Below are 21103 nucleotides of genomic sequence, written 5' to 3' on the forward strand. Positions count from 1 at the left end.
AGCCGGTCATGCCAGTTCCTCCCGGATCCTGATCCTGCTGCCGACCAGACGCGGATCGCGCTGCTCGGCGGCCGGCTCCCGGGTGCGTCGCCAGTCGGTCAGCGCGGTGCGGATCACCATGCGCGCCGGACGGTCCGGGTCGACGTACCGGAAGACGAACGAGGTGGTCACGATGGCGAGGGCGATCTCCCAGGCGGGGAAGAGCTCGACCTGCAACGTGAACAGCCAGTGGATGAACATGTAGAGGGGAACGAGCAGCATGAACAGTCCGTACTGGGCGTACGGCAGGTGGACCGGAAGGGTGTAACCGGGCGGGCCGAGATAGACCAGGCGAGCCCGGTAGATGTCGTCGTCGGTGCGCAGCCGCATCTCGTGCCCGCGCCTATTCGAAGATGAGGTTGATCAGGAAGTCGCCGATGAAGAAGAGGGTGGCGGCTCCGGCGATGAAGGCCAACCCGACGATCGCGATGGCCGAGCTGGTCAGCACCTTGGAGATCTCGCCCCGGCTGGCGCGGCCGATGAAGATGACGCCCAGCACGGCCAACAGGATCGGAGCGATCTTGCTGGCGAAGAAGGTGACGACACCCTCGGTGTCGATTCCCTTCGGCTCCTCGGCGGCGAACGGGATCGACGACGCCAAAGTGGAGAGCAGGTGGCCGACGCTTGTGGACGCCGTTTCCATCAGCTCGATGGCGATCACTGAAACCTCCCCAAGTCGCGGCCGGCGGCGCCGCGGTGGTGCAGTAGGCAAGCCTGGCGGGATCGGTGCTCACTGTGCGCAGCGTCCAAGACCCTGCGTACGACAACCGCCACGGACGGTGGCGATTTTTGGGCGGGTTGTCCCGTTTCGGCCCTCCCTCCAACCGTCGCCATCTCTATGCTGGGCAATTCCACAGCGTACGGGCCGCCCCCCTTTGCGACAAGCCGCGAAGATGCTGCCCGAACCGACCCGGACGACCGATCGTACACCTGTTCCAATTGCCATGTCAGGGCCTTCGACCGGGCGGTCTGTGGCGGGCGACGGGCCCGGTACCGTCCTACTCGTGACCGATCTGGTGCGGGCTCCGGCCCCGGTGGTGATGGGCGTCCTGAACGTCACGCCCGACTCCTTCTCCGACGGCGGACGCTACGCCGACGTCGAGGCTGCTGTCGCACACGGCGTCCGGCTGCGAGCCGACGGAGCAGGGTTGGTGGATGTCGGTGGAGAGTCGACCCGGCCCGGCGCCGACCGGATCGACGCGGAGACCGAGGCCGCCCGGGTGGTGCCGGTCATTCGCGCGCTGGCCTCGGCAGGTGTCCCGGTCAGCATCGACACCACCCGTGCCCGGGTGGCCGTGGCGGCGCTGCACGCCGGGGCGGTGGTAGTGAACGACGTCTCGGGCGGGCTCGCCGACCCCGACATGGCCCGGGTGGTCAGCGACGCCGGCTGTCCCTGGGTGCTGATGCACTGGCGCGGCCACTCCCGCCGGATGAGCGAGTTGGCCAGCTACGGCGACGTGGTCGCCGACGTCCGTGCCGAACTCGGCAAGCGGGTGGACGCGGCGCTCGCCGCCGGGGTCGCCGCGGATCGCATCATCGTCGATCCGGGTCTCGGCTTCGCCAAGAACGCCGCCCACAACTGGCAGCTCAGCGCCCGGCTGCCCGAACTGGTCGCGCTCGGCTACCCGCTGCTGTTCGGCGCGAGCCGCAAGTCGTATCTGGGTCAACTGCTGGCCGGCCCCGACGGTGCGCACCGACCCACCACCGGGCGGGAGACGGCCACGGTCGCCACCAGCCTGCTCGCGGTGGCCGCCGGCGCCTGGGGGGTACGGGTGCACGACGTGCGCGCCACAGTCGACGCCCTCGCCGTCTGGCAGGCCACCGGCCGTCCCCGCCTGACTGCCCCGCTGCCGGCCGAGGCCGTCGCGTCGACCGCCACCGGGCCGGGTGCACGGGACGCCGTGCGGCCGGGCGGCGTCGGGGAGGCCGCAGTCGAGGGGCGGGCCCGGCGATGACCGATCGGATCGAACTGACCGGTCTACGGGCGCACGGCCGGCACGGGGTGTACGACTTCGAACGCGCCAACGGTCAGGAGTTCGTCGTCGACGCGTTGCTCGAACTCGATCTGCGCCCGGCCGCCCGGTCCGACGACGTACGGGACACCGTGCACTACGGCGAGCTGGCCGAACGGCTGGTCGAGGTGATCACCGGCGAGCCGGTGAACCTGATCGAGACCCTCGCTGACCGGCTGATCGAGGTCTGCCTGACGGATCCCCGGGTGACAGGCGTGACGGTCACCGTGCACAAACCCGAGGCTCCGGTCCCGCACGCCTTCACCGACGTGGCCGTGACCATGTACCGGAGGCGTACCCGATGACCCGCGCCGTGCTCTCCCTCGGCAGCAACCTCGGCGACCGGTTCGGTCACCTGCGCACCGCGCTGGCCGTCCTCGGTGACAGTGTCCTCGTGGTCTCCGGGGTCTACGAGACCCCGCCGTGGGGCGACACCGAGCAGCCGGCGTACCTGAACGCGGTGCTGTTGGCCGCGGATCCGGCCGCCGGCCCCTACGACTGGCTGGCGCGGGGTCGGGCGGCGGAGGCCGCCGCGGGCCGCGTCCGGGACCCGGGTCGACGCTTCGGGCCCCGCACCCTCGACGTCGATGTCGTCGCGGTGTGGACCGAAGACGACCGCCCGGTGCTCAGCGAGGACCCCGAACTGACCCTGCCGCATCCCCGGGCGCATCTACGGGCCTTCGTGCTGCGACCGTGGATCGACATCCAGCCCTACGGTCAACTGCCCGGGCACGGTTGGCTGACCGACCTGCTCGTCAATGGGCCGGCCGCCGCCGGGGTGCCGGAACTGAGCCCTCGGCCGGATCTGACGTTAGAGTCGACGGCATGAGCGTTTCCCCACCGCCCGACGGGTCGCGGATGGGACCAACCCGCATCTCGACCCTGGTGGTGGCCGCCCTCGCTGCCGCGGCGGTGGCCTGGCTGCTGATCAGCGGCATCTACTACGACCGGTTGCCGCCACTGCCCTGGCTGCCGGTGGTGACGCTGGCCGGGCTTGCCGTGCTGGAGGCGTACGCCGCGATCAACACCCGGGGGCGGATCGAGCGTCGGCCCGGCCGTGACCCGGTCAATCCGTTGATGGTTGCCCGGTTCGTCGTACTGGCCAAGGCGTCCGCGCTTGTCGGTGCCATCTTCACCGGCTGGTACGCGGGGCTGACCGGTTGGTTGTTCGTGCAGCCGACGCGGGCGGCTGCCGACGATCGCCCGGCGGCCATCGCCGGCCTGCTGGCCTCGGCCGCCCTGGTCGCCGCCGCGCTCTGGCTGGAGAGGTCGTGCCGGGTCCCGGAGCGGCCGGATGACGAACATGAGCCGGACGACTGGGAGAGCCGCCCGGGTCACCGTTAGGCCCTGTGTCGAAGTCCCTGGCCGGCCTGCGGCGGGCCCAGGCGACGACCGGCCGCTTCAGGGATTGGTCCGGATACAACACCGGTATCCGGACCAATCCCCGCCTTGCCGGACCGCCGCCTGGACTCCGCCTCGGCTCGACCGAGGACTTCGACACAGGGCCTGGGCCGCGTGGTACCCGCCCAGCCAGGGGGTTACGCCCGGCTCCGGGGCGCGGGTACGGTGCCTGCGACCGAAAGGCAACGCCGCGCCGCCGGTCCGCCCGTGCGTCGGTGGAGTCCGGACGGCCGCTGGGAGGCATAGATCATGGGGTACGACGAACCGGACCGTGGTGGACCGACGGAGCCTGCCTCGGTCGGTCCCGCGACCGGGGCGGAGCCCCTCGACGAACCCGACGCCGAGCCGGGCCGGGACCGGTTCGGCGTCTACATCGTCTGGGAGACGCTGCTGCTGCTCGGCTTCGGCGCACTTGTCTACCTGGTGTGGCGGGAGGATCCGGCGGTGCTGCGCGGCAGCGGGTTGCGGGATCTCATCGTCGACGTGGTCGGCCTGGGTCTGCTGGCACTGGCCGCCGGGTTGACGCTGCGTACCGCCGCGGTCAACCTCGCGATCGGCCCGGTGGCTGTCGCGGCCGGGCTGCACTTCGCCGAACAGAGCGACCGCGGGGTGCTCGGCGCCGTCGGCACGGCCGCCGCGGTGGCCGCGATCGGTGGGCTCCTGCTCGGGCTGGTGGTCGTGCTGCTGCACGTGCCCGGTTGGGTGGCGAGCCTCGGTGGTGCGGCAGGTGTCATCGTCTACATCGAGGAACGCTCCGCACCCGTCCTGGTGCAGGGGGACTACGACCCGCGGGGCACCGCCGGACAACTGTTCGTCGGCTTTGCCGCGATCGCGGTGTTCGGCGGGCTCTTCGGGGCGGTGAGCCCGATTCGTCGGTTGGTCGGGCGGTTCCGTCCGGCGGCCGACCCGGCCCGTCGGCGGGGCGCTGCGGCGGCCGTCGTCGCCACCGTCGGGTACGTCTGCTCCACCGTGCTCGCGACTCTCGCCGGCGTACTGATCGCCTCGACCGACGGAGCTGTGACACCGGCGGCGGGGTTGGACTGGACGGTGCTGGCGGTAGGTGCCACGCTGCTCGCCGGCACCAGCGCGTTCGGGCTGCGCGGCGGCGTCTTCGGCACGCTGCTGACGGCTGGCGCGATCGGGCTGTTCCTGGCGTACGCACAGGCCCGGGGCTGGACGGTCAGTCACTGGATGGTCGGCGGGGCGGCGTTGGCCGTCGGCCTTGGCGTCACCCGCCTGGTCGAGACGTACGGACGCCCGGCGCCGGCAGTCGGTGCGCTGCCCCCGCCACCGCCCACCGAACCCGCCACCGGTGGCGGGTGGAGTGTGGCGCAGCCGCAGCCGGTCGGTGACTGGCCGCCCGTGCTGCCGACCCAACCCACCGCCAGCGGCACGGACCCGTGGGGGACCCGACGCTGGGAAAGTGGCCAACGGACCTGGGAGGCGGACGACAGGTGACCGGTCGGCAGCGCGCTGCGCGGCGTCGGCGCGCCGAGAGTGATCTCGACGGTTAGGCTCGGCACATGACCGACACATCATCGATCTCCGGCGGCCGGTCGTTCGAGGAGTTGGACGTCCTCTCCACCGAGGAACTGCGCGAACGCGCCTTCACCCTCGCCCGGGAGCGTCGCGACGTGCGGTTCTTCTGGTCGGTGTTGCGGCACCTGCCGAATGCGGACGAGGCCGCAGCGCTGGACGGTGCGCCGAACTCGGTGGGGCCCACCGTCGACGAGGCGGTCGCCCTCTGGCGTGAGATGACCGGGCACGGCTACGAGGAGTCCGCGCCACTGTTGCGCGCCGCGTTCATCGACTACCTGATGAAGCACTAGGGCGGCGTCAAACGCGCGTAATACCATAAATGACGCCTCGCGTTTGCCTGCGTCGATCCGCTGGGAACTAGCGAGGCCATGGCTCTCACCAATCGATACAAGTCCGCACCGGGCGCTGGCACGCTCGCCGCGCTCATCCTGGTCCTGGTCTTCGGCAGCCCGTGGTACGTCGACTGGGCCAGGGACAACACAGATCCGGACAGCGCCGGCGGCTGGTTCCTCAGACTGCTCGCCTGGCCGGCCTGGCGATTCGACTCCTCCGACTCGATTCAGGAGATCTTCGCCGACGACCTGAGGGCGATCCTCGTGGTCGTCCTCACCTTCGTGTTCCTCTACCTGCTGCCGGGCTCCCAGCTCGCCCGCGCCCGGGGCACCATCAGCCAGTTCTTCGCCGGCTGGGCGGCGTTCGTCTTCGCCGGGGCGTTCGCCGCCCTGCTCACCACGCTGATCCGGACCAACCCGTCGCTGCTGGGCGCCTTCCAGGCTGCGGGCGACGGCGCGGAGTACGGCCTCTTCGTCGGCTGGATCATCGGCATCGCCACCCTCGGCGGTTACCGGGGTCGGCGCTGACGGCACGACCGGGTCCGTCGGCAGCGCCGTCGGACCCGGTCGATCCCGGCGAGTGCCTCAGCCTGCTGGTTCCGTCAGGGTCAGGATGCGCTCCCGGCTGAGCGTCCCGACCGGGCGTCCGTCCTCGGTGACCACCGCCTGCCCACCTGCGGCGGTGAGCAGCACGGCCAGCGCGTCGTACGCCGAGCCGCCCAGCGGCACCGCCGGCAGGTCCGCACCGCCGTCGACCGGCAGCGGATCGAGCACCTCCCGGGTCACCGGAGTGACGGCCAGCCGGCGGATGCCCCGGTCGGCGCCGACGAACTCGCGGACGAACCCGGTGGCGGGAGCGCCGAGCAGCGCCGCCGGGGTGTCGTACTGCTCCAACCGGCCGCCCTCGGAGAGCACCGCTATCCGGTCACCGAGCCGGACGGCCTCGTCCAGGTCGTGGGTGACCAGGACGATGGTCTTGCGTACCTCCGCCTGCAACCGCAGGAACTCCTCCTGGAGCCGGGTCCGCACGATCGGGTCCACGGCGGAGAAGGGCTCGTCCATCAGCAGCACCACCGGGTCGGCCGCGAGCGCCCGGGCCACCCCGACCCGTTGCCGTTGGCCACCGGAGAGTTCGTGGGGATAACGCCGGCCGAACTGCGCCGGATCGAGACCGACCAGGTCCAGCAGTTCCTCGACCCGACGGCGAACGGAGTCGGCGGCCCAGCCGAGCAGCCGGGGCACCGTGGCCACGTTGGCGGCCACCGTCTGGTGCGGGAAGAGCCCGACGTTCTGGATGACGTAGCCGATCTGCCGGCGCAGTTTCACCGGGTCGACCCGGGTGACGTCGGAGCCGCCGAGCAGAATCCGGCCGGCGGTCGGCTCGATCAGCCGGTTGATCATCCGCAGCACCGTCGACTTGCCGCAACCCGACGGGCCGATCAGTACGACGAGTTCGCCCTCGGCGACGTGCAGCCTGAGTTCTCGGACCGCCTCGGTGCCGTCCGGGTAGCGTTTGCCGATGCCGTCGAGAGTGATCGACGCCGCGCGACGATCACCGTCGACACCCGGGGTAACGTCCACGTATGTCCTTCCGCCTGAGCTACCGGGCTGATCCGGGTAACCCGTGGTTCTCCTGGCAGTACGTGCGGGACAACTCTGACACGGTGCTCAACGCCCTGCGGGAGCACACCACGCTGACCCTGCGGGCGGTGCTCATCGCCGCGCTGATCGCCGTCCCGCTGGCCGTGGTGGCGTACTGGTACCGGCCGCTCACCGGGCCGATTCTCGCACTGACCGGAGTGCTCTACACGGTCCCCTCCCTGGCCCTGTTCGCATTCGTGGCGCCCTATCTGGGCATCGGCGTCGCTACTGTGCTGAGCGTGGTGGTGCTGTACGCGTTGCTGGTGATCGTCCGCAACACCGTCGCCGGGCTCAACCAGGTGCCGGCCGAGGTGCGGGAGGCGGCCGAGGGCATGGGTTACGGCCGCTGGGGCCGCCTGTTGCGGATCGAGTTGCCGCTGGCGGTACCGGGCATCCTGACCGGCCTGCGGTTGGCCACGGTCTCCACGGTGGCGCTGGTGACGGTCGGCGTGGTGATCGGGCGGGGTGGGCTCGGGCAGATCATCTTCGCCGGCTTCCAGAACAACCTCTACAAGGCCCAGATCATGACCGGGACGCTGCTCTGTGTCCTGCTCGCTCTGGTGCTCGACCTGGTCCTGATCGGGGCTGGCCGGCTGCTCACCCCATGGCTGCGCGGGCGGGCCGGATGAGCGCCGCTGGCGTGGGACGACGTGACCGGCACCGCCGAACCTGCCGGAGGCCGCGATGAACCCGGTGTCGCAGGCGGTGGTCTGGCTCAACGATCCGCTGAACTGGACCAACCCGGGCGGGATCCTGGACCGGCTCGGCGAGCACGTCAGCATGTCGGCCGCCGCGGTGCTGCTGGGCTGCCTGGTGGCCTGGCCGTTGGGCCTCTGGCTGGGGCACACCGGCCGGGGCGGTGGGCTGGTGGTGCTCATCTCCAATCTCACCCTGGCGGTGCCCACACTGGCGCTGCTGACCATCCTTCCGCTGACCTTCCTGGGCTTCGGCCGTCCGGCGGTGGTGGTCGCCCTGGCGGTCTTCGCCGTGCCGCCGTTGCTGGCGAACGCGTACACCGGGGTGCGGCAGGTCGATGCGGAGACGCGGGAGGCGGCCCGTGGCATGGGCATGACCGGGGCGCAGGTGCTGCGGCGGGTGGAACTGCCGTTGGCGGTGCCCTACCTCGCGGCCGGCTTCCGGACGGCCGCCGTCCAGGTGGTCGCCACGGCAGCGCTCGCGACATTTGTCAACGGCGGCGGCCTGGGAGAGATCATCCGCTTCGGGTTCGGCTTGAGCATCGCGGTGGGTGGTGGCCAGATCCTGGCCGGCGGGCTGCTGGTCGCCGGGCTCGCGGTAAGTGTCGAACTGCTCTTCGCTCTTGTCGAACGGCTGGTCACCCCCCGCCCGCTACGCCGGGTCCGGCGTGGTGCCGGACGCCGCGCGGCGGACGCCGTCACCGGCACCTGACCTGCGGACCACCGCACCGGGGCGTCGGCGTTCCCGGGCGCGTGTGGTCGGTCGGGTGAGAATCGACGAGGGTGTGGTGACACCGATGGGTGACGTTCCGGTGACGAACGCCTCGTCGGGTTGTCGGAGGGCTACGTCAGGATGTTGGGTGGAATCGCGGGCGGCCACAGCGCGGATCGCCCGTCGGACACGCGGCCGGCCCACCCGGGCCGCGCCGGGACACGGAAGGCGGGCTGATGCGCGCAGGTAGAAGACTGTCCATCGCGGTCGTGGGGGCGGTCGCGGCGGCGACGGTGCTGGCGGGCTGCGGCGACGCCGGTTCGTCCGGCACCGAGGCACCCCAGCAGGGAGCCTCGGGTGAGGGCTGCGCTCCGGTGGCCGGCGAGCAGTTGATCGCACTCGAGGACGACAAGTCACTGCAGAACGCCGACAACATCATTCCGGCGATCAACAGCGAGGTGGCGACGCCGCAGCTGATCGCCGCGCTCGACAAGGTCTCCGCGGTGCTCGACACGCCGAAGCTGGTGCAGCTCAACAAGGCGGTCGACGTGGACCGCAAGAGCGCGCAGGCGGCGGCGCAGGAGTTCGCCGAGGCCAACTCGCTCACCGACGGCGTGGAGAAGGGCCCGGGCGGGCAGATCACCGTCGGGGCGGGCAACTTCACCGAGAGCGAGATCATCGCGGAGCTTTACAAGATCCAGCTTTCCGCCGCCGGCTACCAGGTAAGCGTGCAGCAGATCGGTAACCGGGAGTTGTACGAGCCGGCGCTGGAGAAGGGCGAGGTCCAGGTCGTCCCGGAGTACGCGGCCACGCTCGCCGAGTTCCTCAACGGCAAGGCGAACAGCGGTGGCCAGCCGGTCTCCTCGCCGGACGTCGACAAGACCGTCACCGCGCTGCGCGACCTGGGTGGCAAGGCGGGGCTGACCTTCGGCGCACCGGCCGCCGCACAGAACCAGAACGCCTTCGCCGTGACCCGGGAGTTCTCCGAGAAGTACGGCGTACGGACCCTCTCCGAACTGGCCGAGAAGTGCTCGGGCACGGCAACGGTGCTGGGTGGCCCGCCGGAGTGCCAGGAGCGCCCGTTCTGCAAGCCCGGCCTGGAGCAGACCTACGGGCTGGCGGTCGGCTCGTTCTCCTCGCTCGACCAGGGCGGCCCGTTGACCAAGACGGGTCTGCGCAACGGCACGATAAGTGTCGGTCTGGTCTTCTCGACCGATGCGGCGTACGCCCAGAGCTGAGCGTCTGCGCCAGGACCACGGTGCCCCGGCCGACTTGGCCGGGGCGCCGTGTCTTTGCTGGTCATGAACCTGTCTGGGGTGCTGTCGGGCACCCCGTCGGCGCTCGCGGCGGCGACCTTCCGGCGAGTGCGGCAGAGACCTGCCGTCGAGCCGTTCCCAGGTGACGCAACTCTCGGTAGGCTGCGGACCCATGCCCGCCCCGGTGCCCGCCGATACGCGCAAGCTGCTCACCCTGCTCTTCTGGGGCGGTGTGGCCCTGGCTCCCGTCGCGGCGCTGATACTGCTTGTGGCGGACGGCAACGGGCCGCTGCGGTTCGCCGCGGTGCTGGCCATCCTGGCCGTGGTGCTGATCGGGCTCTCCATCGCGCTGCGCACCGACGGCGGCGGGCCGCAGGCCGAGGAACTCCGCGAGGAGGTCGACGAGCTGCGGCGGGAGCTGCGCGGTGAGATCGTGGCCGCCGCCCAACGCGGCAACCAGGCGCTCGACGAGGTCCAGCGGGTGCAGGAAGCGCTGGCCGGGTTGCGTCGACGGGTCGACTCCGGTGGCGTCTCCGCCGTCCAGAACGACGAGCCGTCCGGCCCGGGGCGGGCCCGGGTACCGGCCCCGGAGGCACCGTCGCGGCCGGCCGAACGCGTCGCCGCCCAGGCCGGGGTGTACGGCACGGCCCAGCCCGCTCCCGGACCGACCGGAGGGTACGGCGGGGAGCGACCCGGGCCCACGAACGATCGCCCGGCCAGCGGCTCGGCCGGTGTCTACGGCTCGCCGGGCCGCCCGGAGCAGGACAATCGCCCAGATGAGCATGGGCCGAGGCCGCTCGGGTGGTCCGACACACCGAGACGGTGCATGTGACCACCCGGCACACGATCGTGGACGGTGGGGTGGGGGAGTCCGGCGGCCGATACGGCGGATACCCGGCGGCGTGGTCGGGAGCGCAGCACGGACGGGGCGGCCCCGGCACCGAACGGGACGACAACTCCTGGTCCGACGGCGACGAACGTCCCCGTCGGGACGAGAGCCGTCGCTGGTCCGGCACGGAGCGCCCGGACGAGCACTCCTGGTCCGGGGCGGCCCAGGACGAGGAGCGGCCCTGGTCCGGCTCGTCCCGTGCCGACGAACGGTCCTGGTCCGGCTCGGCCCGCGAGCCGGAGCGCGCCTGGCCGCCACCGCAGGAGGAGAGCCGCTGGTCCGCCGCGCCCGACGACTGGTCCACCGCCCGGGACAGCGGCTCCGGCTATCCGGACGAGCCCGCGCGGGTCCGGGACGACCGCGACTGGGGTGCGCGCGACGATCGGGGCTGGGACGCGGGTGGTCAACGTTGGGAGACCCCCGCCGATCCGGTTCCGGCGGCGCGGGGGCATCGGGCGGACGACACCGGGCAGTACTGGGCACAGCTTCGGGCCGGGGACCGGTGGGCAGCGGTACGCGACGACGACCGGGGGCGTGAGCTGCGGGTCGGCGAGCGTCGGGCCGAGATGCACGCCGATCCGGCCGGCACCGAGTACCGGATGGAGGACCGCTGGGCGAGCGTACGTCGCGAGGAGCCGCACCGGGACGTCCACGGCGACGAAGCCCGGCGGGACGGCTGGGGTGAGCCGGAGAGCCGCCCAGCACTGCCCGCCGGCGGGGTGCCGGTGCCCCCGGAGTGGCGACCGCCCCGTCAACGTGGTCACCAGCCCGAACCAGCGCGTGGGTACCAGCCCGAACCGGTACGCGGCTATCCGTCGGAGCCGGCGTACGGGTATCAGCCCGAAACCACGCGCGGACAACGCCCGGGCGGGGAGCCGTACGGCCGCCGGCACCACGTGGAGGAGCCGGGCTACGGCCCGGCAGCGCACGACGGCGGCGCTGGCCGTTGGCGCTGACCGCTACGGCCGCCACCCGCGGTTGACGTCGCAGCGGTGGCCGTCATTTGTCGATGTCGCCCACCACGAAGAACATCGAGCCGAGAATGGCGATCAGGTCCGGCACCAGACAGCCGGGCAGCAGGGTGGCCAGGGCCTGCACGTTCGCGTACGAGGCGGTGCGCAGTTTCAGTCGCCACGGCGTCTTTTCGCCCCGCGAGACGAGGTAGTAGCCGTTGATCCCGAGCGGGTTCTCCGTCCAGGCGTAGGTGTGTCCCTCGGGTGCCTTGAGTACCTTCGGCAGCCTGGTGTTTATCGGTCCGGTGAGCCGGTCGACCCGGTCGAGGCACTGCTCCGCCAGATCGAGCGAGGCGTACACCTGGTCGAGCAGCACCTCGAAGCGGGCGTGGCAGTCGCCGGCAGTCTTGGTGACCACCGGCACGTCAAGCTGGTCGTAGGCCAGGTACGGCTCGTCCCGGCGCAGGTCCAGATCGAGCCCGGAGGCTCGGGCGACCGGACCGGACGCCCCGAACGCGGCCGCCTCGGCCGCCGACAGCACCCCCACGCCGACGGTCCGGGCCAGGAAGATCTCGTTGCGCCGGATCAGATTGTCCAGGTCCGGCATCCGCCGCCGTACCTCGCCGATGGCGGTACGGGCCCGCCCGGTCCAGCCGGCGGGCACCTCCTCCTTCAGGCCGCCGACCCGGTTGAACATGTAGTGGATCCGCCCGCCGGAGACCTCCTCCATCACCGTCTGGAGCGTCTCCCGTTCCCGGAAGGCGTAGAACATCGGGGTGATCGCGCCGATCTCCAGCGGGTACGAGCCGAGGAACATCAGGTGGTTGAGCACCCGGTTCAGTTCGGCGAGCGCCATCCGTAGCCAGGTGGCGCGCTCGGGCACCTCCATGCCCATCAGCCGTTCGACGGCGAGCACCACGCCCAGTTCGTTGGCGAAGGCCGAGAGCCAGTCGTGCCGGTTGGCCAGCACGATGATCTGCCGGTAGTCGCGTACCTCGAACAGCTTCTCGGCACCGCGGTGCATGTAGCCGACGACCGGTTCGGCGGCGAGCACCCGCTCGCCGTCGAGGACGAGCTTGAGTCGCAGCACGCCGTGCGTGGAGGGGTGCTGCGGTCCGATGTTCAGCACCATGTCCGCGCCGAGCTGCTCTCCGCCGGTGCCCGCCACCAAGCCGGCTCCGGTGCCGACGGTCAGCTCGCGCAGCTCGCCCGTGGTCATGCCCGCCATCGTGCCATGAACCGTTCGGCCGGGCGGTGATCACCCATCAGCTGCGCGGTCCGTCGGCGAGGACCGCAAGGGGTGGTAGCCGGTCGGTGGGCAGGCCGACCGGCTGCCACAGCCACAGGTGGCCGCCGAGGCCGGCCGGGTCGGTCAGCTCGGCCGCCGCCGACGCGGTGGCCAGCGCCCGCAGGTAGCCGGCCGGGTCGCTGGCGGCCAGGCTCAGCGGCGGTCGCCCACCGTCGGCCCCGAGCGCTCGCAACGCCTCCCGCTGCGAGGTCAGGACGTACGCACACCTGGCGACCCGCTCACCGGCGGAGGCGACCGAGTCCATGGCGACGTGCGCGGTGACGTCGCAGGAGCCGTCCGGCACCGGGGGCACCTGTCGTCCGCCCCGGTACCCGGTGAGCGTTCCGTCGATCGGCCGTTCCGCACGCAGGTGGCCGTAGTCCACGGCCAACGCCAGCCCTCGGTCGACGTGCCCGACCGCGTCGGCCCACGCCTCGTCCCTGGTCCGCCCGATCTCCGCCCGCCCCATCTGCGGTATGCGGTCCGTAAGGGTGTGGTCCGTGGGGGTTTCCGGGCAGCCCGGCCGGCTCCGGGCGGTCAGGCTTGATCCCTGCGCCGGCCGGGCTGCCCGGAAACCCGACCTGGTCGAGCCCGACCCGTCCGTTGCGGTCTGCTGAGGGGGGTCCGGGTCGTCCGTGCTGGTCCACGCCCCGGGAGGCTGGTCGGTCGGGGAGGGCCACCAGGTGGTCAGCCAGTCGAGGTCAGCGGGGCTGATTTGTTCGCCTGTCGTCTCGGCTGCGGTGGTGGGGTCGACGAGGAGGTAGTGCCAGTTGTGGTCGGTGTGGGTGGCGAGGTCGAGGGGGATGTTGTCGAGCCACTCGGTGGCCAGGAGCAGGCCGGTGATGGTGGTGGGGATCTGGTTCGTCCAGGCGATCTGGTCGGGAAGGTTCTCGGGGCGCGGGGCGAGTTCGACGGCGGTGAACCGTACCCGCCGAGCCAGCGGAACCGGCGCCGACGGCGACGAATCGGCGGACCCGGACGAGACACCACCCGGGCAGGGGCGGACGGCGGCCGTGGTGGTCAGGGTTTCCGGGGAGCCCGCCCGCGCAGGGATCAAGCCTGACCGCCCGGAGCGGGCGGGCTCCCCGGCAACCCCCACGGTGACCGCAGCGGAGAGAGCGCCGAGCAGTTCACCCCGCCCCGCACCCAGGTCCACCACGTCGAAGCGGTCGGGGAAGCCCAGGGCGGCGTCGAGCTGGTGAATCAACCGCAGCAGCGTCGAGGTGAAGATCGGAGAGGCGTGCACGCTGGTCCGGAAATGGGCCGCCGGTCCGGCACCGGAGACGAAGAAGCCGTCGGGCCCGTAGAGCGCCCGCCGCATCGCGTCCCGCCAGCGCATCGACATGGGGCCCTCCTCACACCGGTGAACGATTTCACACATCCTTGTTTCAGATCCGCGTCAGCGACGCATACTTGCCCCGACCGGTACCCCGTCTCGAGGACTGGATCGTGACATGAGCGCATTGCCGCGCACCCACTCGGCCGCCCTTCGGCGGCCCGCGACCGTGGCATCGGCCCGGGTCGCCACCGCTTCCGTGCTCACCGTCGGAGTCATCGGCGCCGGACGGGTGGGTGCCACCCTGGGTGCCGCGCTGGCCGCTGCGGGCCACCGGGTGGTCGCCGCCACCGGCGAGTCCGGCGCCTCCCGGGCCCGCCTGGCGCTGCTCCTGCCGACCGTCTCACCCAGTCCGGCGGCCGAGGTCGCCCGGGCCGCCACCGACCTGCTGCTGATCGCCGTACCGGACGACGCGCTGGCCGGGGTGGTGGCCGACCTGGCCGCCGACGGCGCACTGCGTCCCGGCCAGGTGATCGCGCACACGTCGGGGGCGCACGGCCTGGCGGTGCTGGCACCGGCCAGCGCGGCCGGTGCCCGACCGCTGGCGTTGCATCCCGCGATGACCTTCGCCGGCACGCCCGACGACCTCGGCCGGCTGCCCGGCATCTCGTACGGGGTGACCGCGCCGGCCGACCTGCGCCCGCTTGCCGCCCGACTGGTGGTCGACCTCGGCGGGGTGCCCGAGTGGATCGCCGAGGCGGACCGGCCGCTGTACCACGCGGCTTTGGCGCACGGCGCCAACCACCTGGTGACCCTGGTCAACGAGGCGGGCGACCGGCTGCGCGACGCCGGGGTGGGCCAGCCCGAGAAGGTGCTCGCCCCGTTGCTGCGGGCCGCGCTGGAGAACGCGTTGCGCCTCGGCGACGACGCGTTGACCGGCCCGGTTTCCCGTGGCGACGCGGGCACGGTGCGACGGCACCTGGCGCGGCTCGCCGCCACCGCGCCCGAGTCGGTCGAGCCGTACCTCGTCCTGGCGCGGCGTACCGCCGACCGGGCCGTGGCGGCCGGCCGGCTACGTCAGGCCGACGCGGCACCCCTGCTCGGCGTCCTGGACGGCTACCGGAGCGGGGTGGCGGCGTGACCGCCGGGGGAGAGGTGTCGAGCGAGGTGGAGCAGGTGACGGAGCTGGTACACACCCGCGCCGACCTGGCCAGGGCGCGAGCCGCCCGGACCGGGACGGTGGCCGTGGTGATGACCATGGGTGCGCTGCACGAGGGGCATCAGACGCTGCTGCGGGAGGCCCGGTCGCGCGCTGACCACGTGATCGTGACGATCTTCGTGAACCCGCTCCAGTTCGGGCCGAACGAGGACTTCGACAGCTACCCGCGTACCCTGGAAGACGATCTTGAAGTGTGCCGGCGGGCCGGCGCGGACCTGGTCTTCGCGCCCTCGGTGACGGAGATGTACCCCGGCGGCGAGCCGGCGGTCCGGGTCAACCCGGGGCCGCTCGGCGAGGACCTGGAGGGGCTGAGTCGGCCCGGTTTCTTCCACGGCGTGCTCACCGTGGTGCTGAAACTGCTCCAGCTCACCCGCGCGGACCTGACCTTCTTCGGCGAGAAGGACTACCAGCAGCTGACCCTGGTCCGGCGGATGTGCCGGGACCTGGACGTCCCGGTCGAGGTGATCGGGGTGCCCACCGTCCGGGAACCGGACGGACTTGCCCTGTCCAGCCGCAACCGCTATCTCTCGCCGGCCGAGCGGACTGTGGCGTTGAGCCTGTCCCGGGCGTTGCGGGCGGGCGCCGAGGCCGCCTCGGCCGGCGGCGATGCCGCAGCGGTCCTGACCGCGGCGCACGTCGCCTTCGGCGCCGGCGAACCCGGCGCGCGCCTCGACTACCTGGTGCTCACCGATCCGGATCTGGAGCCCGGGCCGGTCCGTGGCCCGGCCCGGTTGCTGGTGGCGGCCTGGGTGGGCGGCACCCGGCTGATCGACAACGCTCCGGTCCGACTCGACCCGGCCTCCTGACCACACCTGAACCCGAAAGGCGTCCCGATGTTCCGCACGATGCTCAAGTCCAAGATCCACCGGGCCACGGTGACCCAGGCGGACCTGCACTACGTCGGCTCGGTGACCGTCGACGAGGATCTGCTCGACGCCGCTGACCTGCTCCCCGGCGAGCAGGTGGCGATCGTCGACATCACAAACGGCGCCCGGCTGGAGACGTACGTGATCCCGGGCCGGCGGGGCAGCGGTGTGATCGGTATCAACGGTGCCGCCGCCCGCCTGGTGCAGCCCGGCGACCTGATCATCCTCATCTCGTACGGGCAGATGGACGATGCCGAGGCGCGGACGTACCGCCCTCGGGTGGTGCATGTGGACGCGGACAACAAGGTCGTCGACCTCGGTGCCGATCCGTCGGTCGCCGCTCCCGGCACCGCCGGCACCCCGGTGCCCAACCCGCTGTCGGTGTAGCGGGGGGTCCACTCCGGGTGCCAGGCTTGCTCGGCATCCCCGCGCCCTTCCCGACCGGCTGCGGCGATCACACCGCGAATCCGGTCTGTCACCGGAAGGTCATTTCTGGTTACCCTGAGAGGCGCCGTCGGGGGACGGCCGCTGACTGGGGGAGGCGGCGTCATGCAGCGTGCGACGAGGACCCTGGTCACCACTTTCATCGTGGCGGCGCTGCTGTCCGGCTGTGGGTCGACCGGGGGGCTGGATGGCGACCTGGTCGACGACTGGGCCGCGTTGCCGCCGCCGGGGCCCTTCACGCCGGCCGTCGGGGTCTGTCACGAGGCCGACTTCGCCGAGGTGGTGCCGCTCGGGGCGTACGCGCCGGTGGACTGCGCCGCGCCGCACCGGGTGGAGACGGTGCACGTCGGCGCCTTCCCCGCCGCACGCGACGAACCGCCGTCCACCGGTTCGGCGGAACTGCGTACCGCCTTCGCCGACTGCGACAACCGGGCCAACGGCTACGTCGGTGACAACTGGCGGGCCGGGCGGCTCCGGTTGGCGGTCGCGGTGCCGTCCGAGCCGGGCTGGGTGGCCGGCTCGCGCTGGTACCGCTGCGATCTGATGGAGGTCAGCACGGTGGAGGCGGGTGCCCGGGTCGTGCTGCGTACCGGGTCGCTCCGCGACGCGTTGCGGACTCCGTCCCCGCTGCGACTGGGCTGCCAGCAGACGCGTACCGACGGGGGCGGCGTGGTGCAGACCCTGGTTCCGGTGGCGTGCACCGAGCGCCACGACGCCGAGTTCGCCGGGGTTTGGGCCGCCCCGGACCGCCCGTACCCGACGCGCAGCGCGCAGTGGGCGCCCTTCTACGCCGGGTGCCGATCGGTCCTCGCCCGCTTTGCCGGCCTGCCGGACGACGATGACCTCGTCTTCCGTACCGATGTGGTGGTGCGTCCGCCCAGCGCCGGCCGGTGGCGGGTGGGCGACCGGGGAATCCGCTGCTACCTGTGGCTCAGCGAACGTCGGGTGACCGGGACGCTCAAGGGCGCCGGCCCGGGCGAACTTCCGGTCCGGACGAAGTAGCCGGAACCACTCGTCCCGCCCCCGCCGCCCGAGGCGAAAGGCATTCGGGTTGACTGTGGGCATGGACGTACCGACCGTCGGCCTGCCGGTGCTGCCGAGCCGCCTGGCCGCTCCGGCGCCGGGCTGGGTGGAGACCACCGACGTGATCGTGGTCGGCTCCGGAGTGGCCGGGCTGACCGCCGCGTTGCATCTGCGCGAGGCTGGCCTGCACGTCACAGTGGTCACCAAGGTCGACATGGACGAGGGATCGACCAGGTGGGCGCAGGGCGGCATCGCCGCGGTGCTCGACCCGGCCGACACCCCGACCATGCATGCCTCCGACACCGAGATCGCCGGCGTGGGCCTGTGTGACCCGGCCGCGGTCCGCGTACTGGTCGAGGAGGGGCCGACCCGGCTACGGGAACTCATGCGCCTCGGTGCCGAGTTCGACCGCAACACCGACGGCTCGTTGATGCTCACCCGGGAGGGCGGGCACCGGGCCGACCGCATCGTGCACGCGGGCGGCGACGCCACGGGTGCGGAGGTGCAGCGGGCGCTGCACGAGGCGGTACGCCGCGACCCGTGGATCAGGCTTGTCGAGCACGCCCTGGTGCTGGATCTGCTCCGGGCACCCGGCGACGGGCCGGGCGGGCTCGGCGCGGCGTGCGGGATCACGCTGCACGTGCTCGGCGAGGGCAGTGAGGACGGTGTCGGTGCCCTGCTGGCCCGCGCGGTGGTGCTGGCCACCGGCGGGATGGGGCAGATCTTCGCGGCCACCACCAATCCGGCGGTCTCCACAGGTGACGGGGTCGCCCTGGCCATGCGGGCCGGCGCGGCGGTCACCGACGTGGAGTTCGTGCAGTTCCATCCGACCGCGCTGATCGTGCCGGAGCACTCCCGGGTGCCCGGCGCCGGCCACGCGCAGCAGCCGCTGGTCTCCGAGGCGCTGCGGGGCGAGGGCGCCCACCTGGTGGACGCCGACGGTAAACGCTTCATGCTCGGCCAGCACGAACTGGCCGAGTTGGCACCCCGGGACGTGGTCGCCAAGGGCATCCACCGGGTGCTGCTGGCCACCGGCGCCGACCACGTCCACCTCGATGCCCGCCACCTCGGCGGCGACTTCCTGGCCCGGCGGTTTCCGACGATCGTCGCGTCGTGCCTGGCCATCGGGGTCGACCCGGGAACCGACCTGATCCCGGTGGCCCCGGCCGCGCACTACGCCTCCGGTGGGGTCCGCACCGACCTGCGCGGTCGGACCTCCATCCCCGGCCTGTACGCCTGCGGCGAGGTCGCCTGCACCGGCGTGCACGGCGCGAACCGGCTGGCCAGCAACTCGCTGCTGGAAGGGCTGGTCTTCTCCCGGCGGATCGCCGACGACATCGCGTCCGGCCTGCCCGAGCAGGCCCGCCCGGCGGACACCGGGGCGTGGCGGGGCGAGGGCGGCTGGGTGCTGCCGGCCGCGACGACGCCGGTGTTGCAGCGGGCGATGACCAGGGGTGCCGGCGTGCTCCGCTCGGCCGCGACGCTCACCGCGACCGCCGCCGAACTGGTCGAACTGGGCGTCGCTCGGGGCACCCCGCGCACCGCCGACTGGGAGGCGACGAACCTGGTCACCGTGGCCGCCACGCTCGTCGCCGCCGCATACGCCCGCCAGGAGACCCGGGGCTGCCACTGGCGGGAGGACTTCCCGGTGGCCGACGAGCGGTGGCACGGCCACCTGGTCGGTGCCGTCGGCGGACAGGGTCGGTTGACCACCAGGTGGGAGGAGACGCGATGACCAGCGAGACGGAGCGGATGTTGCGCGAGGCTGGGCTGGACCCGGACCAGGTGCGTCGGATCATCGAGAACGCGCTCGTCGAGGACCTCGGCCCCGACGGGCTCGACGTGACAAGCACCGCCACCATCCCGGCTGCCCAGACGGACACCGCCGACGTGGTGGCCCGCGCCGACGGTGTGGTGGCCGGACTGGCCGTCGCCGCCGCCGTGTTCGAGTTGGCCGCCGAGGCCACCGGGATCGGGCGTACCGTCGGGATCTCGTTCGTGGCCCACGACGGCGAGCAGGTGGCCCGGGGGGACGTGCTGGCCACGGTGACCGGCCCCACCCGGGTGCTGCTCACCGCCGAACGGACCGCCCTCAACCTGCTCTGTCGCATGTCCGGGGTGGCCACCCACACCCGGGCCTGGGCGGACGCGCTGGCCGGCAGCAAGGCGATGGTGCTGGACACCCGCAAGACCACCCCGGGGCTGCGGGCCCTGGAGAAGTACGCGGTCCGCGCCGGCGGAGGCACCAACAAGCGGATGGGCCTGCACGACGTCGCGATGGTCAAGGACAACCACAAGTTCGCGGCCGGTGGTGTCGCCGCCGCCTATCGGCGGGTCCGGGAGGCGTTCCCGGAGGTGCCGGTGCAGGTGGAGGTGGACACCCCCGCCGAGGCGGTGGAGGCGGTCGAGGCCGGAGCCGACTTCCTCCTGCTGGACAACATGCCCCCGGCGGTGCTCGCCGAGGTGGTCGCCGCCGTCGGTGACCGGGCCGAGCTGGAGGCGACCGGCGGGCTGACCCTCGCCGACGCGGCGGCGGTGGGCGCGACAGGCGTGGATTTCCTCTCCGTCGGCGCGCTCACCCACTCCTCACCGATCCTGGACATCGCCCTGGACCTGCGCACGCGGTGAACCCGTCTAGGCTGCGTGCGTGCTGCTCTGCATCGACATCGGGAACACCAACACCGTGCTGGCGACCTTCGACGGCGACAAGCTGGTGCACTCCTGGCGGATCAAGACCGATGCCCGCTCGACCGCCGACGAACTGGGTCTGATGTTCCGGGGGCTGCTCGCCGGCGACGCCGTCGAGATCACCGGCGTGGCCGCCTGCTCGACGGTCCCGGCGGCCCTTCGCTCGCTGCGGACCATGCTGACCCGCTACTACGGGGAACTGCCGAGCGTCATCGTGGAGCCCGGCGTACGGACCGGGGTGCAGTTGGCCATCGACAATCCGAAGGAGGTCGGCGCGGACCGGGTGGTGAACACCCTGGCCGCCTACACCCTCTACGGCGGGCCGTCGATCGTCGTCGACTTCGGTACCACCACCAACTTCGACGTGATCAGTGGGCGGGGCGAGTTCCTCGGTGGCGCGTTCGCCCCGGGCATCGAGATCTCGTTCGACGCGCTCGCCGCCCGCGCCGCCCAACTGCGCAAGGTCGAGGCGACCCGGCCCCGCTCGGTGATCGGCAAGAACACCGTCGAGTGCCTCCAGGCGGGCCTCTACTTCGGGTTCGCCGGCCAGGTGGACCGGATCGTCGAGCGGATGGCCGCCGAGATGGGCGAGCTGAAGGCGGTGATCGCGACGGGTGGGCTGGCCTCGCTGGTGCTCAACGAGTGCCGGACTATCACGCATCACGAACCGATGATCACGCTGATCGGGCTGCGCATGGTGTACGAGCGGAACGTCTGACGCTTTTGGGTTGGTTTTGTGGTTGCGGTGGGGTTTCCGGGCAGCCCGACCGGCTCCGGTGGTTGCGGTGGGGGTTTCCGGGCAGCCCGACCGGCTCCGGGCGGTCAGGCTT

Annotated in this window: 24 protein-coding genes; 19 read left to right on the forward strand and 5 right to left on the reverse strand. The window is 72.2% G+C overall.

Annotation, left to right across the window (positions count from 1 at the left end):
* Window positions 1-6: 6 nt before the first annotated feature.
* Entirely contained in the window at window positions 7-369 is a 363-nt protein-coding gene (locus CLT74_RS23875) for a hypothetical protein (protein WP_093409867.1), read from the reverse strand.
* A 13-nt stretch (window positions 370-382) separates the two neighbouring features.
* Window positions 383-700 (reverse strand): hypothetical protein, encoded by a 318-nt coding sequence (locus tag CLT74_RS23880; RefSeq protein WP_099849023.1) that lies wholly within the window; start codon window positions 698-700, stop codon window positions 383-385.
* 343 nt (window positions 701-1043) lie between these two features.
* Between CLT74_RS23880 and folP the strand changes: the two genes are divergently transcribed.
* The 7 genes from folP (at window position 1044) to CLT74_RS23920 (ending at window position 5851) form a co-directional block, all read left to right on the forward strand.
* Window positions 1044-1994 carry a dihydropteroate synthase gene (folP, locus tag CLT74_RS23885; RefSeq protein ID WP_199172247.1) on the forward strand — a complete coding sequence of 317 codons (951 nt, stop codon included), beginning with the start codon at window positions 1044-1046 and terminating at the stop codon, window positions 1992-1994.
* Window positions 1991-2356: a dihydroneopterin aldolase gene (folB, locus tag CLT74_RS23890; RefSeq protein WP_099849027.1), complete on the forward strand. Its 366-nt coding sequence runs from the start codon at window positions 1991-1993 to the stop codon at window positions 2354-2356. The genes folP and folB overlap by 4 nt, the downstream gene beginning before the upstream one ends.
* A complete protein-coding gene (gene folK / locus CLT74_RS23895) occupies window positions 2353-2880 on the forward strand; it encodes a 2-amino-4-hydroxy-6-hydroxymethyldihydropteridine diphosphokinase (RefSeq protein ID WP_099849029.1) in 528 nt (175 codons plus the stop codon). The genes folB and folK overlap by 4 nt, the downstream gene beginning before the upstream one ends.
* A gap of 29 nt (window positions 2881-2909) precedes the next feature.
* Entirely contained in the window at window positions 2910-3395 is a 486-nt protein-coding gene (locus CLT74_RS23900) for a DUF3180 domain-containing protein (protein ID WP_199172421.1), read from the forward strand.
* A 306-nt stretch (window positions 3396-3701) separates the two neighbouring features.
* Window positions 3702-4910, forward strand: a complete 1209-nt coding sequence (locus CLT74_RS23910) for an ABC transporter permease (protein WP_099849035.1) — start codon at window positions 3702-3704, stop codon at window positions 4908-4910.
* 65 nt (window positions 4911-4975) lie between these two features.
* Window positions 4976-5281 (forward strand): hypothetical protein, encoded by a 306-nt coding sequence (locus CLT74_RS23915; protein ID WP_093409856.1) that lies wholly within the window; start codon window positions 4976-4978, stop codon window positions 5279-5281.
* 78 nt (window positions 5282-5359) lie between these two features.
* Window positions 5360-5851: a hypothetical protein gene (locus tag CLT74_RS23920; protein ID WP_099849037.1), complete on the forward strand. Its 492-nt coding sequence runs from the start codon at window positions 5360-5362 to the stop codon at window positions 5849-5851.
* A gap of 57 nt (window positions 5852-5908) precedes the next feature.
* Here the strand turns inward: CLT74_RS23920 and CLT74_RS23925 are convergent, their stop codons facing one another.
* Window positions 5909-6904: an ABC transporter ATP-binding protein gene (locus tag CLT74_RS23925; RefSeq protein WP_099849039.1), complete on the reverse strand. Its 996-nt coding sequence runs from the start codon at window positions 6902-6904 to the stop codon at window positions 5909-5911.
* Window positions 6905-6906: 2 nt separating this feature from the next.
* Between CLT74_RS23925 and CLT74_RS23930 the strand changes: the two genes are divergently transcribed.
* From CLT74_RS23930 to CLT74_RS23950, 5 genes are all read left to right on the forward strand, one after another.
* Entirely contained in the window at window positions 6907-7593 is a 687-nt protein-coding gene (locus tag CLT74_RS23930; protein ID WP_099849041.1) for an ABC transporter permease, read from the forward strand.
* A 55-nt stretch (window positions 7594-7648) separates the two neighbouring features.
* On the forward strand, window positions 7649-8371 hold the full coding sequence (locus CLT74_RS23935) for an ABC transporter permease (RefSeq protein ID WP_099849043.1): 723 nt from the start codon (window positions 7649-7651) through the stop codon (window positions 8369-8371).
* A 236-nt stretch (window positions 8372-8607) separates the two neighbouring features.
* Window positions 8608-9609 carry a glycine betaine ABC transporter substrate-binding protein gene (locus tag CLT74_RS23940; RefSeq protein ID WP_099849045.1) on the forward strand — a complete coding sequence of 334 codons (1002 nt, stop codon included), beginning with the start codon at window positions 8608-8610 and terminating at the stop codon, window positions 9607-9609.
* 190 nt (window positions 9610-9799) lie between these two features.
* On the forward strand, window positions 9800-10459 hold the full coding sequence (locus CLT74_RS23945; protein WP_099849047.1) for a hypothetical protein: 660 nt from the start codon (window positions 9800-9802) through the stop codon (window positions 10457-10459).
* A complete protein-coding gene (locus tag CLT74_RS23950; protein WP_143697204.1) occupies window positions 10429-11472 on the forward strand; it encodes a hypothetical protein in 1044 nt (347 codons plus the stop codon). The genes CLT74_RS23945 and CLT74_RS23950 overlap by 31 nt, the downstream gene beginning before the upstream one ends.
* A gap of 43 nt (window positions 11473-11515) precedes the next feature.
* Here the strand turns inward: CLT74_RS23950 and CLT74_RS23955 are convergent, their stop codons facing one another.
* Complete coding sequence (locus CLT74_RS23955) at window positions 11516-12697, reverse strand: NADH-quinone oxidoreductase subunit D-related protein (protein ID WP_199172248.1); 1182 nt, start codon at window positions 12695-12697, stop codon at window positions 11516-11518.
* A 37-nt stretch (window positions 12698-12734) separates the two neighbouring features.
* Window positions 12735-14102, reverse strand: a complete 1368-nt coding sequence (locus CLT74_RS23960; protein ID WP_486582553.1) for an SAM-dependent methyltransferase — start codon at window positions 14100-14102, stop codon at window positions 12735-12737.
* Between the two features lie 109 nt (window positions 14103-14211).
* Here CLT74_RS23960 and CLT74_RS23970 point away from each other — a divergent pair, with 109 nt between their 5' ends.
* The 7 genes from CLT74_RS23970 (at window position 14212) to CLT74_RS24000 (ending at window position 20991) form a co-directional block, all read left to right on the forward strand.
* Window positions 14212-15174 carry a DUF2520 domain-containing protein gene (locus CLT74_RS23970; RefSeq protein WP_099849051.1) on the forward strand — a complete coding sequence of 321 codons (963 nt, stop codon included), beginning with the start codon at window positions 14212-14214 and terminating at the stop codon, window positions 15172-15174.
* Window positions 15175-15209: 35 nt separating this feature from the next.
* A complete protein-coding gene (gene panC / locus CLT74_RS23975) occupies window positions 15210-16058 on the forward strand; it encodes a pantoate--beta-alanine ligase (RefSeq protein ID WP_099852750.1) in 849 nt (282 codons plus the stop codon).
* Window positions 16059-16085: 27 nt separating this feature from the next.
* A complete protein-coding gene (panD, locus tag CLT74_RS23980; protein WP_099849053.1) occupies window positions 16086-16505 on the forward strand; it encodes an aspartate 1-decarboxylase in 420 nt (139 codons plus the stop codon).
* Window positions 16506-16667: 162 nt separating this feature from the next.
* On the forward strand, window positions 16668-17564 hold the full coding sequence (locus CLT74_RS23985; RefSeq protein WP_099849055.1) for a septum formation family protein: 897 nt from the start codon (window positions 16668-16670) through the stop codon (window positions 17562-17564).
* Window positions 17565-17625: 61 nt separating this feature from the next.
* Window positions 17626-19320, forward strand: a complete 1695-nt coding sequence (locus CLT74_RS23990; protein WP_099849057.1) for an L-aspartate oxidase — start codon at window positions 17626-17628, stop codon at window positions 19318-19320.
* The gene (gene nadC / locus CLT74_RS23995) at window positions 19317-20213 is read left to right on the forward strand and encodes a carboxylating nicotinate-nucleotide diphosphorylase (protein WP_099849059.1); all 897 of its coding nucleotides are present in this window, start codon (window positions 19317-19319) and stop codon (window positions 20211-20213) included. The genes CLT74_RS23990 and nadC overlap by 4 nt, the downstream gene beginning before the upstream one ends.
* Before the next feature lie 19 nt (window positions 20214-20232).
* On the forward strand, window positions 20233-20991 hold the full coding sequence (locus CLT74_RS24000; protein WP_093409827.1) for a type III pantothenate kinase: 759 nt from the start codon (window positions 20233-20235) through the stop codon (window positions 20989-20991).
* The last annotated feature ends 112 nt before the right edge of the window (window positions 20992-21103 follow it).

This window comes from Verrucosispora sp. CNZ293, from assembly GCF_002754655.1.